The sequence below is a fragment of the Homoserinibacter sp. YIM 151385 genome (assembly GCF_027912415.1).
Taxonomy (GTDB): Bacteria; Actinomycetota; Actinomycetes; order Actinomycetales; family Microbacteriaceae; genus Schumannella.
On record NZ_CP115175.1, the window covers coordinates 1731598 to 1746516 of the forward strand.

The 14919-nt window shown below is 72.9% G+C and carries 20 protein-coding genes and 1 tRNA gene; 4 read left to right on the forward strand and 17 right to left on the reverse strand.

Annotation, left to right across the window (positions count from 1 at the left end; translation table 11 throughout):
• Position 1: 1 nt before the first annotated feature.
• From rplK to OF852_RS08390, 6 genes are all read right to left on the reverse strand, one after another.
• Positions 2-433, reverse strand: coding sequence for a 50S ribosomal protein L11 (gene rplK / locus OF852_RS08365; protein ID WP_271118712.1), 432 nt, complete (start codon positions 431-433; stop codon positions 2-4).
• Positions 434-563: 130 nt separating this feature from the next.
• Positions 564-950, reverse strand: coding sequence for a type II toxin-antitoxin system VapC family toxin (locus OF852_RS08370; protein WP_271118713.1), 387 nt, complete (start codon positions 948-950; stop codon positions 564-566).
• Positions 947-1210: a hypothetical protein gene (locus tag OF852_RS08375; RefSeq protein WP_271118714.1), complete on the reverse strand. Its 264-nt coding sequence runs from the start codon at positions 1208-1210 to the stop codon at positions 947-949. Before OF852_RS08375 ends, OF852_RS08370 begins: the two co-directional genes overlap by 4 nt.
• 102 nt (positions 1211-1312) lie before the next feature.
• Positions 1313-2314, reverse strand: coding sequence for a transcription termination/antitermination protein NusG (gene nusG, locus OF852_RS08380; RefSeq protein ID WP_271118715.1), 1002 nt, complete (start codon positions 2312-2314; stop codon positions 1313-1315).
• An 80-nt stretch (positions 2315-2394) separates the two neighbouring features.
• The gene (gene secE, locus OF852_RS08385; RefSeq protein ID WP_271118716.1) at positions 2395-2676 is read right to left on the reverse strand and encodes a preprotein translocase subunit SecE; all 282 of its coding nucleotides are present in this window, start codon (positions 2674-2676) and stop codon (positions 2395-2397) included.
• A 39-nt stretch (positions 2677-2715) separates the two neighbouring features.
• Positions 2716-2788, reverse strand: a tRNA-Trp gene (locus tag OF852_RS08390).
• 132 nt (positions 2789-2920) lie between these two features.
• Between OF852_RS08390 and OF852_RS08395 the strand changes: the two genes are divergently transcribed.
• Together OF852_RS08395 and OF852_RS08400 are read left to right on the forward strand one after the other, a co-directional pair.
• Entirely contained in the window at positions 2921-4111 is a 1191-nt protein-coding gene (locus OF852_RS08395) for a pyridoxal phosphate-dependent aminotransferase (RefSeq protein ID WP_271118717.1), read from the forward strand.
• Positions 4112-4304: 193 nt separating this feature from the next.
• Positions 4305-6200, forward strand: a complete 1896-nt coding sequence (locus tag OF852_RS08400; RefSeq protein ID WP_271118718.1) for a hypothetical protein — start codon at positions 4305-4307, stop codon at positions 6198-6200.
• Between the two features lie 34 nt (positions 6201-6234).
• On the opposite strand, the gene OF852_RS08405 is transcribed toward OF852_RS08400, so the two are convergent.
• Positions 6235-7125: a LysR family transcriptional regulator ArgP gene (locus tag OF852_RS08405; RefSeq protein WP_271118719.1), complete on the reverse strand. Its 891-nt coding sequence runs from the start codon at positions 7123-7125 to the stop codon at positions 6235-6237.
• A gap of 72 nt (positions 7126-7197) precedes the next feature.
• Between OF852_RS08405 and OF852_RS08410 the strand changes: the two genes are divergently transcribed.
• Positions 7198-7950 (forward strand): LysE/ArgO family amino acid transporter, encoded by a 753-nt coding sequence (locus tag OF852_RS08410; RefSeq protein ID WP_271118720.1) that lies wholly within the window; start codon positions 7198-7200, stop codon positions 7948-7950.
• 64 nt (positions 7951-8014) lie between these two features.
• On the opposite strand, the gene OF852_RS08415 is transcribed toward OF852_RS08410, so the two are convergent.
• The 6 genes from OF852_RS08415 to OF852_RS08440 all read right to left on the reverse strand — a co-directional run bounded on the left by OF852_RS08415 (position 8015) and on the right by OF852_RS08440 (position 12114).
• Entirely contained in the window at positions 8015-8905 is an 891-nt protein-coding gene (locus OF852_RS08415; RefSeq protein ID WP_271118721.1) for a ribokinase, read from the reverse strand.
• Positions 8906-8997: 92 nt separating this feature from the next.
• On the reverse strand, positions 8998-9597 hold the full coding sequence (locus OF852_RS08420; protein ID WP_271118722.1) for a nitroreductase family protein: 600 nt from the start codon (positions 9595-9597) through the stop codon (positions 8998-9000).
• Positions 9598-9644: 47 nt separating this feature from the next.
• Positions 9645-10781 (reverse strand): UDP-N-acetylmuramate dehydrogenase, encoded by a 1137-nt coding sequence (locus OF852_RS08425; protein WP_271118723.1) that lies wholly within the window; start codon positions 10779-10781, stop codon positions 9645-9647.
• Between the two features lie 22 nt (positions 10782-10803).
• Complete coding sequence (locus tag OF852_RS08430; RefSeq protein ID WP_271118724.1) at positions 10804-11265, reverse strand: MaoC/PaaZ C-terminal domain-containing protein; 462 nt, start codon at positions 11263-11265, stop codon at positions 10804-10806.
• Positions 11262-11708 (reverse strand): FAS1-like dehydratase domain-containing protein, encoded by a 447-nt coding sequence (locus tag OF852_RS08435; RefSeq protein WP_271118725.1) that lies wholly within the window; start codon positions 11706-11708, stop codon positions 11262-11264. Before OF852_RS08435 ends, OF852_RS08430 begins: the two co-directional genes overlap by 4 nt.
• A 313-nt stretch (positions 11709-12021) precedes the next feature.
• A complete protein-coding gene (locus tag OF852_RS08440; protein WP_271118726.1) occupies positions 12022-12114 on the reverse strand; it encodes a ribonucleotide-diphosphate reductase subunit beta in 93 nt (30 codons plus the stop codon).
• Between the two features lie 238 nt (positions 12115-12352).
• On the opposite strand from OF852_RS08440, the gene OF852_RS08445 reads away from it, so the two are divergent.
• Positions 12353-12565: a hypothetical protein gene (locus OF852_RS08445; RefSeq protein WP_271118727.1), complete on the forward strand. Its 213-nt coding sequence runs from the start codon at positions 12353-12355 to the stop codon at positions 12563-12565.
• A gap of 58 nt (positions 12566-12623) precedes the next feature.
• On the opposite strand, the gene OF852_RS08450 is transcribed toward OF852_RS08445, so the two are convergent.
• Genes OF852_RS08450 through OF852_RS08465 form a run of 4 tightly spaced genes read right to left on the reverse strand, consistent with a single transcriptional unit; the run spans position 12624 to position 14858 of the window.
• Positions 12624-13397: an ABC transporter permease gene (locus OF852_RS08450; protein WP_271118728.1), complete on the reverse strand. Its 774-nt coding sequence runs from the start codon at positions 13395-13397 to the stop codon at positions 12624-12626.
• The gene (locus OF852_RS08455; protein WP_271118729.1) at positions 13394-14164 is read right to left on the reverse strand and encodes an ABC transporter ATP-binding protein; all 771 of its coding nucleotides are present in this window, start codon (positions 14162-14164) and stop codon (positions 13394-13396) included. The genes OF852_RS08450 and OF852_RS08455 overlap by 4 nt, the downstream gene beginning before the upstream one ends.
• The gene (locus OF852_RS08460) at positions 14161-14532 is read right to left on the reverse strand and encodes a DUF1048 domain-containing protein (RefSeq protein WP_271118730.1); all 372 of its coding nucleotides are present in this window, start codon (positions 14530-14532) and stop codon (positions 14161-14163) included. The genes OF852_RS08455 and OF852_RS08460 overlap by 4 nt, the downstream gene beginning before the upstream one ends.
• The gene (locus OF852_RS08465; protein WP_271118731.1) at positions 14529-14858 is read right to left on the reverse strand and encodes a PadR family transcriptional regulator; all 330 of its coding nucleotides are present in this window, start codon (positions 14856-14858) and stop codon (positions 14529-14531) included. Before OF852_RS08465 ends, OF852_RS08460 begins: the two co-directional genes overlap by 4 nt.
• Positions 14859-14919: the final 61 nt, after the last annotated feature.

Genomic DNA, 14919 nt, shown 5'->3' on the forward strand with positions numbered 1-14919 from the left:
ATCAGCCCTCCACCGTGATGCCCATGGAGCGGGCGGTGCCCGCGATGATCTTCGACGCCGCGTCGATGTCGTTCGCGTTCAGGTCGGCCTGCTTCTGCTCGGCGATCTGACGCACCTGCTCCTTGGTGAGCTTCGCGACCTTGACGGTGTGCGGGGTCGAGGACCCCTTGGCGACGCCGGCGGCCTTCTTGATGAGCTCGGCCGCGGGCGGGGTCTTGAGGATGAACGTGAACGAGCGGTCCTCGTACACGGTGATCTCGACCGGGATGACGTTGCCGCGCTGCGACTCGGTCGCCGCGTTGTACGCCTTGCAGAACTCCATGATGTTCACGCCGTGCTGACCCAGCGCGGGGCCGATGGGCGGCGCGGGGTTCGCGGCGCCGGCGTTGATCTGGAGCTTGATCAGGCCGGTCACCTTCTTCTTCGGTGCCATGTGGCTTCCTTCTCTCGTGCGTCCGAGGACGCGCTTCCACGAACCGGACCGAGCCCGGCAGTGGTGGGATGGGATGTCGGCCGACGGCCAACCTGGGTATCTTACGCGATCGGCGGGCCCAGCGCGACGGTCAGGCCGCGCCGATGACGGCTACGCCCTCGAGCCGCGCCGCCGCCGCGAGCTTCGCATCGAAGGTCGCGAGTCCCGCGTGATCTCGGCGCGCAGCGAGGAGGACGCAGGCGTCCGGGAGGCGGAGGCCGGTCCGCGCCCGCAGCACCGCCAGCTCGACGGGGTCGTCCGGCTCGTCCAGACGGCCGATCCCGACCGCATCCAGCGAGGAGGCGGCCTCGACCACACGGCCGATGCCCGCGGCCCCGACCAGGGATTCGGCCAGCGTGAGCCGATGCGCGACGAGCCGTTCGTCGACGTGGTCCAGGAAGATCCTCCGCGCCGAGGCGTGATGGGCGTCGACCCGGCGGAGCCATGCAATCATCACGCTCGCGTCGAGGACGATCACTCGGGCCAGTCCTTCCGCAGCTCCTCGAGATACCCGGGCGGGTAGGCCTCGGAGAAGCCGGCGTCGAAGGCCTCGATCGCCGCGCGCCGACGGGCCGCCTCCTCCCTGCCGACCTCGGCCATGCGCAGCCCGCTCTCGACGAGCAGACGGACGACGAGCCGGGATCGCGGCTCCCCGGGCCAGCGGAGCTCGGCGGCATCCAATGCGAGAGCGACCTCGTCGGTGTCGGTGATCTGGTACCTCGGCTTGGTCGTCGGCATGCCCGGAGTGTACCACTGACGAGTCGGTGACACACCGACCCGTCTGCAGACGACGAGGGCCCCGACAGCGGATGCCGTCGGGGCCCTCGGTGCGGGACGCCGCTAGAGCTTCGTCACCTGGTCGAAGCTGAGCTCGACCGGCGTCTCGCGCTCGAAGAGCGAGACGAGCACGGTGAGCTTGCCGCGCTCCGGCGTGATCTCGGAGATCGTCCCGGGGAGGCCCGCGAAGGAGCCCTCCTTGATGGTGATGGTCTCGCCGATCTCGAAGTCGACCTCGGCCGCGACGACGCGGGGCGCCGCCTTGCCGGGGCCGCCCGACTTCGCGGCGCCGGCCTTCGCCGGGGCCTCGGTGACCTGGACGAGGCTCTTCAGCATGTTGAAGGCCTCCTCGAAGCGGAGGGGCGTCGGGTTGTGGGCGTTGCCCACGAAGCCGGTGACGCCGGGCGAGTGGCGCACGACCGACCAGCTGTCCTCGTTGAGGTCCATGCGGACGAGCACGTAGCCGGGGATGCGCACGCGGTTGACGAGCTTCCGCTGGCCGTTCTTGATCTCGACGACGTCCTCCATCGGCACCTGGACCTCGAAGATGTGGTCCTCCATGCCCATGGACTGGCGGCGCGACTCGATGTTCTGCTTCACGCGCTTCTCGAAGCCCGCGTAGGAGTGGATGACGTACCACTTGCCGAGCTTCGTGCGGAGCTCCATGCGGAACTCGGCGTAGGGGTCGACCTCCGCCTCCTCCGCGTCCTCGGCGGCCTCGGGCGCCTCGGCCGCAGCGGCCTCGCCGTCCTCGTCCGCCTCGTCGTCGGTCGCGGCGACCGCGGCCTCGGCCTCGTCGCGGGAGTCGATGTCGAGCGCGTCGTCGACGATCGCGTCCGCCTCGGGGTCGGCTGCCGCGTCGAGCGCGTCGAGCAGGCCCTCGAGGTCGCTCGTGTCGCTCTCGGCCTCGTCCGACTCGTCGACGACGTGGATGGCGCCGTGCTCGGCGGAGCCGACGGCGCTCTCCTCGGCGGCGAGGACGTCGCCCTCCTGGGCCTCGTCCTCCTCTGACGACTGCTCGGCGGCCGTCGCGAGATCGATGTCGCGGCGCTCTTCTTCAGACACGGGATGCTTCCTTACCTTGCGCCCGGCACCACACCGGGCTTGCTTGTCGCGTTGCGTGCGCGGTCGCGGACGCGCGGGGATCAGCCGGTGAACTGCCCGTCGCCGAAGACCCAGGAGATGAGCCAGCCGAAGCCGTAGTCGAGGCCCGTCACGATCGCCATCATGATGACGACGAAGACGAGCACGACGGCCGTGTAGCTGAAGAGCTCCTTGCGGGTCGGCGTGACGACCTTGCGGAGCTCCGCGAACACCTGGCGGATGAAGAGGGCGATGCGGCCGAACGGGTTGCGCCGTGCGGCGCGCTCCTGCTTCGCGCTCGCGACGAGGTCCTCGCTGGGCTCGTCCGCGGTCGTGCGTGCCACGTCGTCATTCCTCTCGGTTCGTCCGGGATGCCGGACCAGCAGGGCGGACAGGACTCGAACCTGCAACCTGCGGTTTTGGAGACCGCTGCTCTACCAATTGAGCCACCGCCCTATTCGGCGCGAGACCTGCCAGACCACGCCGCGCATCCCCCGGCTTCCCGGGTTCGGCGCCCCATCACGGGCACGACGAAGTATGGCGGATTTCAACCACCTGCGCCCAGTGTACGTCACTAGGCTTGAGGTCGTGGCACGCATCTCCCAGCGCATCGGTTCCATCGCCGAGTCGGCGACCCTCAAGGTCGACGCCAAGGCCAAGTCCCTCAAGGCCGCGGGGCGGCCCGTCATCAGCTTCGCCGCGGGCGAGCCGGACTTCGCGACGCCCGAGCACATCGTCGAGGCGGCCGCCGCCGCCGTGCACGACCCGCGCAACCACCGCTACACGCCCGCGGCCGGCCTCCCCGAGCTCCGGGAGGCGATCGCCGCGAAGACGGCGCGCGACAGCGCCTGGGCCGTCGAGCCCTCGCAGGTCGTCGTCACGAACGGCGGCAAGCAGGCCGTCTACCAGGCCTTCGCGACCCTCCTCGACCCGGGCGACGAGGTCCTCGTGCCGACCCCGTTCTGGACGACGTACCCGGAGGCGATCGCGCTGGCCGGCGGCACGCCCGTCGAGGTCTTCGCGGGCTCGGAGCAGGAGTACCTGGTGACGGTCGAGCAGCTCGAGGCCGCCCGCACCCCGCGCACCAAGGTGCTGCTCTTCGTCTCGCCCTCCAACCCGACCGGCTCCGTCTACAGCCCCGAGCAGACCGCCGCGATCGGCGCCTGGGCCGAGGAGCACGGGCTCTGGGTCATCAGCGACGAGATCTACCAGAACCTGACCTACGACGGCGTCCGCGCGGCATCCATCGTCGAGGCGACGCCGGCGCTCGCCGACCGCACGATCCTCGTCAACGGCGTCGCGAAGACCTACGCCATGACCGGCTGGCGCGTCGGGTGGATGGTCGGCCCGGCCGATGCGATCAAAGCGGCCTCGAACCTGCAGTCGCACCTCTCCTCGAACGTCTCGAACGTCTCCCAGCGCGCCGCGATCGCCGCCCTCACCGGCCCGCAGGAGCCGGTGGCCGAGATGCTCGCCGCCTTCGACCGCCGCCGCCGGGCGATCGTCGAGGGGCTCAACGCGATCGACGGCATCCGCACCCCCACGCCCACCGGCGCCTTCTACGTCTACCCGGACGTGAGCGGCCTGCTCGGCCGCGAGTGGGCGGGGCGCACGCCGAGCACCTCGCTCGAGCTCGCCGACCTCGTGCTCGAGGAGGCGGAGGTCGCGGCCGTCCCCGGCGAGGCCTTCGGCCCCTCCGGCTTCCTGCGCTTCAGCTACGCCCTCGGCGACGACGCCCTCGCGGAGGGCGTCGCGCGCCTGCAGCGCCTCTTCGCGTAGCGCCGGGACGGACACTGCCGGCGGCGCCCGCCGTGGCGTCGAGGCCCCGGTACCGCGGCGCGCCCGCACTCGTCGCCGAGGTGCGTGTGCAGATCGACATCCGAACGATACCGATCCGTGATCGAGTATTCCTCTGGAAGGCGGCGTCGCGCTCTAGGTTGAGCATCACGATCCCGTCGAACAGGAGCACCCGATGTCCCGCCTCAGCAGAACCGCCGCCGCCGCCGCGGCCGCATCCCTCCTCACGACGGCGGTCGCGCTCCCCGCCTCGGCATCCGCCGAGCAGCTGGAGTACCACTCGCCGAGCACCTCCGCCGACGGCGAGGTCGCGTACTTCGCCGGCTTCGCCCGCGGCAAGGGCGTCGAGCTGTTCAAGACCGACGGGACGGACGCCGGCACCACCCTCGTCAAGGACATCGCCCCCGGCGCCGCGAGCTCGCTGCACGGCGAGACGCCCGAGCGCAACGCCGCCCGCTTCACGAGCATCGGCGACCGGACCTTCTTCGAGGCGCAGACGGCAGACCTGGGCCGACAGCTCTGGGTGACCGACGGCAGCGCCGCCGGGACGGTCACGCTGACCTCCGAGATCCCGATCCCGGGCTTCGGCGGCGCGGCCCCGACCGATCTGACACCCTTCGGCGGGCTCCTCTACTTCGCCGCGGTCGACGAGGAGCGCGGCAAGGAGGTCTGGACCTCGGACGGCACGCCCGCCGGCACGCGGCTCGCCTTCGACATCCGGACGACGGAGCCCGCCCACCGCGCGCCGGGCTCCTTCCCGCACGACTTCACCCAGGTCGGCGACCTCCTGTACTTCGTGGCGTCCGCCACGGGGCGCGAGGACCTCTACGTCACGGACGGCGACGACGTCGAGGTGGCGCTCTCGATCGACCCGGCGGACGGCTCCTTCCAGGAGGAGGGTCAGCTCGTCGAGCACGACGGCCGCCTCGCCTTCGTCCTCCAGCGCGGCAGCGCGCGCGACATCTGGGTGACCGACGGCACGCCGGCCGGCACCGAGCGGATCGTCGCGAACTCGGGCATCCGGTTCGGGGAGGAGCTCGTCTCCTTCGACGGCGCGCTCTACTACCGGGTCTCGGGCGACACGCTCCGCAGGGTCGTGCCCGGCTCGGCCCCGACCACGGTCTCGACCGCGCCCGCGCAGGGCGTGGCCGTGCACGGCGACCGCCTCTGGTTCCTGACCTACTCGGCGGGGACGCGACTCGGCGTGCTCCACGCCGTCGCCCCCGGCGGCGACGCCGTCCGCGTCGCGGACGTCTACCGCTCCTCCCGGCGCACGGAGACCTTCGACACCGCCTACGCCGACGGCGTGCTCTACCTCATCGCGAACGGCAGCCTGATCCGCTCGGACGGCACCGAGGCGGGTACCCGCCTCGTGCAGAGCCTCGGGATGTCCCGGAACACCGCATCCCATTCGGAGCTGGCGGTCGCCGGCGATCATGTCGTCCTCGCGGTGCGCGACCGCCTCGAGGTCGGCGCGCTCTGGCTCAGCGACGGCACCTCGGAGGGGACGTACCAGCGGATGCCGCAGCGGACCTTCACCGGCGCGACCCCCCGGATCCTGGGCACCGCGACGGTCGGCGAGACCCTCCGCGGCCACGTCGGCACCTGGACGCCCAAGCCGGCCGGGTACCGCTACCAGTGGTACGCGAACGGGAGCCCGATCGAGGGCGCCACCGCGAAGAGCTACACCCTGACGGCGGACGAGGCGGCCGACACCGTCACGCTCGTGGTGACCGGCAGCGCGCCCGGGTTCAAGTCGCTCAAGCGCGAGTCCGCCGCGAAGCTCGTCCGCGGCACGTTCACCAGCGCGCCCGTGCCGACGATCTCGGGCACGGTCGCGGCCGGCGAGCTCCTCACCGCGGTCCCCGGATCGTGGACGCCCGCCGCGACCTTCGAGTACCAGTGGTTCGCCGACGGCAAGGCGATCAAGGGCCGCTCGACCTCGGCGAGCTACAAGGTCACGTCCACCTCGCAGTACAAGCAGCTGCAGGTCCGGGTGACCGGCCTCCGTCCGGACACCCCGGCCGTGCAGCGGATGAGCGAGCCGGTGACCCGCAGCCAGGCGCGCTGAGCCGGCTGAGCCCCGGGCGGCGACCGCCCGGGGCTCAGCTCAGGACCCGGTCCGCCTCCGCCCGCACCTCGGCGGCGATCGCGTCGACGAGGCTCGAGCGCAGATCCCACTGCTGCCAGTGCAGCGGCACGTCGAGGTGCCGCCCGGGGGCGAGGTCGACGATCTCGCCCGCCGCCTCCGCCTCGTCGGCGTGTGCCGCCGGCAGCATCGCCCAGCCGATGCCGAGGCGGACCGCCATCGCGAAGTCGGCCGTCGCCGGGACGTAGTGGCGCGGCGGATCGACCGCGCGGCGCGCGAGGCGGCGGGCGAAGCGGACCTGGAGGTGGTCCTTGCGGTCGAGGTCGATGAGCGGTGCGCGCTCGAGGGCGGATGCGGTGACGCCCTCCGGGAACCAGCGGCGCACGTAGGCGGGCGTCGCGAAGGCGCGGTACCGCATCCGGCCGAGCGGCGTCGAGGTGCACCCCGCGACGGGCACGGCGTCGCTCGCGACCGCCGCCATGACCGTGCCGGCCGCGAGGAGGCGGGCGGTGTGGTCCTGGTCGTCGCGGACGAGGTCGAGCACGAGGTGCTCGCGCTCGGCGACGCGCGCGAGGGCGGGGAGGATCCACGTGCTCAGCGAGTCGGCGTTGACCGCGATCGGCACGACCGGCGGCCGCTCGCTCGCGGGCTCGGCGCCGAGCTCGCGCAGGGTCTCGCGCTCGAGCACGGCGAGCTGCTGGCCGAGGCGCAGGACCGCCTCCCCCGCCTCCGTCACGGCGACGGGCTTCGTGCGCACGACGAGCACGCGCCCGAGGCGCTGCTCGAGCGCCTTGATGCGCTGGCTGACGGCGCTCGGCGTGACGCGGAGGACGCGCGCCGCCTGCTCGAAGGTGCCCTCGGCGACGACCGCCGTGAGGGTCTCGAGGAGCTCGGAGGGGATGCGCATGATGAATCATGCTAATGCCGGTGCAGAATCCTGAACTGGATTGCGCACCCACTCGGTCCTACATTCGACGACGTGAACGCCCTCCCCGCCCTCGCCGCCGGCCTCGCCGGGCTCGCGCTCGGTCTCGGCATCATCGTCGCGATCGGCGCGCAGAACGCCTTCGTCCTGCGGCAGGGAGTCCGCCGCGAGCACATCCTCGCGGTCGTCCTCGTCTGCATCGTCTCCGACGCGCTGCTCATCACGGCGGGCGTCGCCGGATCCGGCGCGCTGTTCCGCGCGGTGCCCTGGCTCGAGACGGTCGCGCGCTACGGCGGCGCGGCGTTCCTGCTCGTCTACGGCATCCTCGCGGCGCGGCGCGCGCTGCGCCGGCCCGCGGCGGATGCGCGGGGCCTCGTCGCGGCGGCACCGGCCGAGGCACCGACGGGCGGCACGGATGCGGAGGTCCCCGGCGGCGTGGAGCCTGCCGGCGCCGAGGGAGCCCGGATCTCCGAATCCGTCGTCGCAACGGAGACCCCCACCGTCACCATGAGCTCGCGCGGCCTGCCGGCGGTCGTCGGCACGGCGCTCGCGCTCACCTGGCTCAACCCGCACGTCTACCTCGACACGCTCGTGCTGCTCGGCTCCGTCGGCTCGTCCCACGGCGAGCTGCGCTGGGCCTTCGCGGCGGGCGCCGTGCTCGGCAGCGTGCTCTGGTTCTCGGCCCTCGGCCTCGCCGCCCGCGCGCTCGCCCCCGTGTTCGCGAAGCCGCTCGCCTGGCGCATCCTCGACGGCGGCATCGCGCTGCTCATGCTCGGGCTCGCCGTCGCGCTCGCCCTCGGCGGCTAGGCCCGTCCCGCCGCCGGCACCTGGGCCTCACGTGCGCGGCGCGGGCCAGGGATGCGGAGTCGGCTCAGCCGGCGAGCGCCGCGTCGATCTCGTCGCGGCTCGGCATCGAGCTCGTCGCGCCGGCGCGCGTGACCGAGACCGCCGCGCCCGCGGCCGCACGGGCGAGGGCGGGCTCGAGCTCGAGCCCGTCCGCGAGACCCGCGACGAGCACGCCGACGAAGGTGTCGCCGGCGCCGGTCGTGTCGACCGGCTCGACGCGGACCGGCGCGACCTCGTGCACGATCTCGCCGCCGCGCGCGACGAGCGCGCCCTCGCCGCCGCGCGTCACGACGACCGTGCCGACCCGCCCGCTCAGGATGCGCGCCGCCTCCGCGTCGTCGTCGGCGCCCGAGAGCGCGCGCGCCTCGCCGCCGTTCGGCACGAGGATGTCGACGAGCTCGAGGAGGCCGTCGACCGGATCGAGCGCGGGGGCCGGGGTGAGCACGGTCACGGCGCCGAGCTCGCGCGCGAGCCGCGCACCCTCGAGCAGGGCGGACTGCGGCAGCTCGAACTGCATGACGAGGTGGGAGGCGCCGCGGATCGCCTCGCGCGCCGCGTCGTCGAGTGCGGCGACCTCGGCGTTCGCGCCCGAGACGACGACGATCGAGTTCTCGCCGTCGTCGAGCACCGAGATCGCGGCGATGCCGGTCGGGGCATCGAGCTCGGCGAGCGCCGCCGTCGCGATGCCCTCGCCCTCGAGGACGGCGCGCAGCTCGGCGCCGTTCGCGTCCGCCCCGACGGCGCCCGCGAATGCGACCGGGGCGCCGGCCCGCGCGGCGGCGACCGCCTGGTTGAGCCCCTTGCCGCCTGCGACGGTCTGGAAGCCGGAGCCGAACATCGTCTCTCCCGGCTCCGGGAGGCGCGGCTGCCGCACCACGAGATCCATGTTGGCGCTGCCCAGCACGACGACCGTCATCCCCCGAGCGTACCGACCCCGCCGGTGGCGAAGATCTCCCAGCGCACCGAGACGGACGGGTGCGCTGGGAGATCTCCGGACGGGGCGGGGGATCAGTCGCGGCGGAGGACGAGCTCGGAGAGCGGCTTGCGCGAGCGCGGCGCGGTCTCGCGCTCGGCGGCGGGGCCCTCGAGCTGCGAGGCCTCCGCGACGACGCCGACGGCCGTCACGGTCGCGGGGACGAGGTGCTCGGGCAGGTCGAATGCCGCGCGGAGCCCGGGGATGTCGATGCCGCTCATCTGGTGCACGTGGAGGCCGGCATCGTGCGCCTGCACCGTGAGGTGCGCGACCGACTGGCCGAGGTCGTAGAGCGCGAGCTGGTCGTGCGAGCCGTCGCCCGCGCCCAACTCGACCGCGGAGAGCACGAGGACGCTCGCGCGGTGCGCCCACGCCGAGTTGAAGCCCATGAGGTTCTCGAGGATGAGCTCGAAGGTCCGGGTCCCGCGGCGGCCGACGATGAAGCGGCGCGGCTGGAGGTTCATCGCGGAGGGCGCCCAGCGGGCCGCCTCCAGGAGCGAGTCGACGGTGGCGTCGTCGATCTCGGCCGTCTCGTCGTAGGAGCGGGGGCTCCAGCGCTCGTCGAGGAGGGGGGTGATGGGGACGCTGGTCTCGCTGGTGCGGCGGGTGCCCGCGGCAGGGGTGGTGATGGTCATGTCCGCCCCAACCGGTGACACATCACCTACATTCCCGCGATCGGCGATCAGGTCTCCACGCCGACGAAGACCGGCTCCGGATGCAGGCGGACCCCGAACTCGCTGTGCACCCGCGTCTGCACGTAGTCGGCCAGCTGCACGACCTCCGCCGCGGTCGCACCGCCGCGGTTCACGATCGCGAGCGTGTGCTTCGAGGAGATCCCGGCGCGCGAGCCCGGCAGCGCGAAGCCGCGGCGGATGCCGGCCCGCTCGATCAGCCACGCCGCGCTGAGCTTCACCTGCGCCGGACCCCGGTCCGTCGTCGCCGCGCGGATCGCCGCCGCCGCCGCGATCGCCTCGGGGCCGAGATCGAGCGGCACGACGAGCGGCGCCGGCTCCGCCGACATCGCGAAGCGCGGCGCATCCGCGGGGAGGCCGCGCGCGAACGACTCCGGGACGATCGGGTTCGTGAAGAAGGAGCCCGCGCTCACCGAGTCGGGGTCGGCCGCATCCAGCACCATGCCCTTCGAGCCGCGCAGCTCGAGCACCGCGCGGCGCGTCTCGGCGAGCGGCACGCGGGCGCCGAGCTCGACCCCGAGCGCCGCCGCGAGCTGCCCGTAGCGGACCGGGCCGCCCGTCGAGGCGCGGTCCATGGTCGGGACGAGATCGAACTCCACCGCGATCACGATGCCGCGGCGACCGCGCTTGATCGCGCTCGTGCGGTAGCCGAGCTGCAGCTCCTCCGCCGGGATGCGGAGGCGGTCGCCCGACGCCTCGTCGAGGAAGTCGACCGCGACGAGCGTCTCCGCGACATCCTGCCCGTAGGCGCCGATGTTCTGGATCGGGGCCGCCCCCACCGAGCCGGGGATGCCGCTCAGCGCCTCGACGCCCGCCCAGCCGTTGTGGATCGCGAGCGCCACGAAGGCATCCCACGGCTCCCCCGCCTGCACGCGAACGCGGACGCGGTCCTCGCGGTCGCCGTCGATGCGCCGCACCCCGCGGCCGGCCATCCGGATCACCGTGCCGTCGAAGCCCTCGTCGCCGACGAGGAGGTTCGAGCCGCCGCCGAGGACCAGCCAGTCCTCGCCGCGGCGCCACACCTCGAGCGCACCGAGCACGAGGTCGCGCTCCGTCTCCGGCTCGATGAGCCGGGCGGCGGGCCCGCCGATGCGGAGGGTCGTGTAGTCGGCGAGGACGACGGTCATGCGGCTCCCGTGGATCCGGTCGTCAGGATGCGGCGCCGGCGTCGGCGGCGAGGCGCACGCGGACCTGCGCCTTCCCGAGCACGGTCTGATCCTGGTACGTGACGGTCAGGTCGATGCGGGCCACCGGGCCGCCCTCGGCGTCCGGCTCGAGCGCGCCCGCCTTCGCGGTGATCGAGACCTCCGCGCCCTCGCGCGGGTCGACGACGACGGGGCGCGTGAACTTCACCTGGTAGTCGAGGACGCGGCCGCTGTCGCCGCCGAGCCAGTCGACGACCGGCTGGACCGCGGCGCCCATGGTCAGCATCCCGTGCGCGAGGACCCCGGGGAGGCCGACGCCCGCCGCCGCGTCGTCGCGGTAGTGGATGGGGTTGAAGTCGCCCGAGGCGCCCGCATAGCGGACGAGGTGGTCGCGATGGAGCACGATGGTGCGCTCGGCGACGATCGCGCCGAGCTCGAGTCCCGCGATCGCGGGCACGGCGCTCACTCGTCGCCCCGCACGACGAGGGTGGAGGTCGCGGTGACGACGTGGGCGCCCGCGGCGTCGCGGATCTCCGTCGCGGTCGTGATCATGCTGTGGGCTCCGAGGCTCTTGACGCTCGTCACGGTGAGCTGCGGCGTCAGCTCGTCGCCCGCGACGACCGGGCGGGTGTAGGCGAAGCGCTGGTCGCCGTGGACGACGCGCGTGAAGTCGATGTCGGCATCGGGGAGGGCGAGCAGCTGCTCGAGCGTCGCGGCCGTCACGACGATGGGGAAGGTCGGCGGTGCGACGACATCCGGGTAGCCGGCCGCGCGGGCCGCCGCCGGGTCGAGGTTCAGCGGGCTGTCGGCGAGGACGGCGCGCGCGAACTCGCGCACCTTCTCGCGTCCCACGAGGTATGGGGCGGCCGCCGGGAGCGTGCGGCCCTGGAGGTCGGGGTTCACTGGCACGGCGTCGAGCCTACCCGGGGGCGCCGGCGGGAGCCCTGCCTGCTCGGCCGCGCACCCTCCCGCCGCCCCCCTCCGCCCCCCTCCCCTTCCGAAATGCAGGACGGAAGCCGTTCCGGAGGCGGAGGCCCTCGGCGCCGGCGGCGAGTGGGGCTCGCCCGTCCTGCATTTCGGAAGGGGGGGGGTGCGGGCGGAGCGGGGCGGATGGGGGTGACGGGGGCGGGGCGGGAACGGCGAAGCCCCCGGGCCGTGAGGCGCCGGGGGCTTCGGTGATTCGTTGCGGCACTGCTGGATCAGCAGCTCCGGACGAGGATGCCTACTGGCAGCTGTCGCACTGCAGCAGGTCCATCGGGTCGACCGGGATGTCGTAGCCGTCGATGCTGTCGTTGTCCATGTGGGACCCCCTCACTGTGTCTGGAAATCTGGGCCCGTCGCCGTCTCCGGCGCCGAGGTTCCCCACTATATAGCCGGAATGACAGGTGTGTCATTCCCCTAGATGTAGTGGTTTCGGCGTGTCGCACCGACTGGGCCCAGACTACGGGCGACCACCGACATCCGAAGTCCCGAAACCCGTGCGCGCGCCCGGCGTGTCGCGCCGAGCCCGGCACCCGCTTGCGCGGGACCGCATCCTGCGCTGGGCTGGGCGCATGACCGGGTACGAGCCCTTCGAGGCGCAGGTGGCGAAGGACGGCAGCGTCCTCATCCGCCGCGGCGGGCGGCTCGTCACGACGGTGCGTGGGGCCGCCGCCGACAAGCTCGCGGCGCGGCTCGGCGTCGACGAGCAGCGCGATCAGGCGCTCCTCCAGCGCGCCACCGGCGACTATCGGCGCGGGAACGAGCGCCGCGCGACCCGTCCCTGACGCCGCCCGCCGAGAAGTGCTGCCCGGGCACGTTGACCGACGTGCCCGGGCAGCACACTCAGCGCAGGCGCCGCCGGTACACGACGCCCGAGATCGCGAAGGCGACGACGAGCAGGCCGAGCATCCAGGCGAGCGCGACCCAGATCTCCGGGCCGACCGGCTGCTGCGAGAGCAGCGCGCGGATGGTGTCCACGATCGAGGTCACCGGCTGGTGCTCGGCGAAGGCGCGCACGGGGCCCGGCATCGAGTCGGTCGGCACGAAGGCCGAGCTGAGGAAGGGCAGGAAGATCAGCGGGTACGAGAACGCGCTCGCCCCGTCGACCGATTTCGCGGTGAGACCGGGGATGACGGCGAGCCAGGTCAGCGCCAGCGTGAACAGCACGAGGATCCCGAGCACCGCGAGCCACTCGAGCGGCCCCGCGCCGGAGCGGAAGCCCATGAGCAGCGCGACGCCGACCACGAGGACGAGCGAGACCAGGATCGACACCACCGAGGTGATGACGTGGCTCCAGAGCACCGCCGAGCGCGCGATCGCCATCGACTGGAAGCGCTCGAGGATGCCGCCCTGCAGATCGAGGAACAGCCGGTACGCGGTGTACGCGATGCCCGAGGCGATCGTGATGAGCAGGATGCCGGGGAGCAGGTAGCCGACATAGCTCCCCTCCCCCGCGCCCTGTCCGGTGTCGATCGCGCCGCCCAGGACGAACACGAACAGCAGCAGGAACGCGATCGGCATGACCGCGGTCGTGATGATCGTGTCGGGACTGCGCAGGATGTGGGTCAGCGAGCGGCCCGTGAGGGTCGCGGTGTCGCCGAGCGCGTGCGAGGTCATGCCGCGTCTCCTTCCGTGTCGGGCTCGCCCGTGATGGCGAGGAAGATCTCCTCGAGCGAGGGCTGCCGTTCGACGAGCTCGGTGGTCGCCGCGGGCAGGAGCGCGCGCAGCTCGGCGAGCGTGCCGTCGACGATGATGCGCCTGCGGTGGAGGATCGCGATCCGGTCGGCGAGGCGCTCCGCCTCCTCGAGGTACTGCGTCGTGAGGAGCACGGTCGTGCCGCCGGCGCGCAGCTGCTCGATCGTCGCCCACACCTCGCGCCGCGCCTCCGGGTCGAGGCCGGTCGTCGGCTCGTCGAGGAACACGACCTCCGGGTCGCCGATGAGGCTCATCGCGATGTCGAGCCGCCGCCGCATCCCGCCCGAGTAAGTGGCAGCACGGCGGCCGCCCGCCTCGACGAGCGAGAAGCGCGCGAGCAGCTCGTCGGCGATGCGGCGGGGCTCCCGCTGGTGCCGGAGCCGCGCGACGAGCACGAGGTTCTCGCGCCCGGTCAGCCGCTCGTCGACCGCCGCGAACTGGCCGGTCAGGCTGATCGCGGCGCGGACCCGGGCGCCGTCGCGCACCACGTCGTGGCCGGCGACGACGGCCGTGCCCGCGTCCGGCCTCGACAGGGTCGAGAGGATGCGGATCGCGGTCGTCTTGCCCGCGCCGTTCGAGCCGAGGAGGGCGTGGATGCTGCCCCGCTCGACCGCGAGGTCGACGCCGCGCAGCACCGCGACCTCCCCGTAGGACTTCTCGAGGCCGCGGAGCTCGATCGCGGCGCTCACGACTCCCGCTCCTGGTCTCGCGCGGCCCGGTCGATGGCGTCGGTCAGGCGCGTGCGCTCCTTGTCGATCCACTGGCGGCCCTGGTAGGCGCGGGCGAAGTCCTCGGCGAAGCCGACCGGGTCCTCGCCGACGATGTCGCGGACGCTCGTGCCGTCGGCGGCCGCCCGCTCCCAGAGGTCGGCGTGGTCGACGTTCAGCTGCACGAGCGTCTCGCCGTCGACGATGCCGCCGCTGTAGGTGAGGTAGCGCTGCACGGCCTTCGCGGCCGCGGCGTAGGGCGCCGGGAGCGCCTCGATGCGCGCCTGGCTCTGCCGGTACTGCTTCTTCTGGTCGAGCGGGCCGATGATCTTCTCGATCCACATGGTCATTCCCTTTCTCCGCGGAGCTGCTCGATCCGATCTGCGAGGAAGCTCCAGGTCCTCCAGAAGTCGCCCAGGTACCCGCGGCCGGCGGCGTTGAGCGAGTACACCTTGCGGGGCGGTCCCTTCTCGGAGGGGACCTTCTCGACGTCCACGAGTCCGCGCTGCTCGAGGCGGACGAGGAGGGCGTAGATGGTGCCCTCCGCGATGTCCGCGAAGCCCTGCTCGCGCAGCCACGAGGTGATCTCGTAGCCGTAGGCGGATCGTCCCGCGAGGATCGCGAGGACGATGCCCTCGAGCGTGCCCTTGAGCATCTCGGTCTCCTGCTTGCCCATCGGACCTCCTCTTCCGCCGCGTCGGCCTCCGGTACCCGGCATCACTGGTATTCAGTGACAG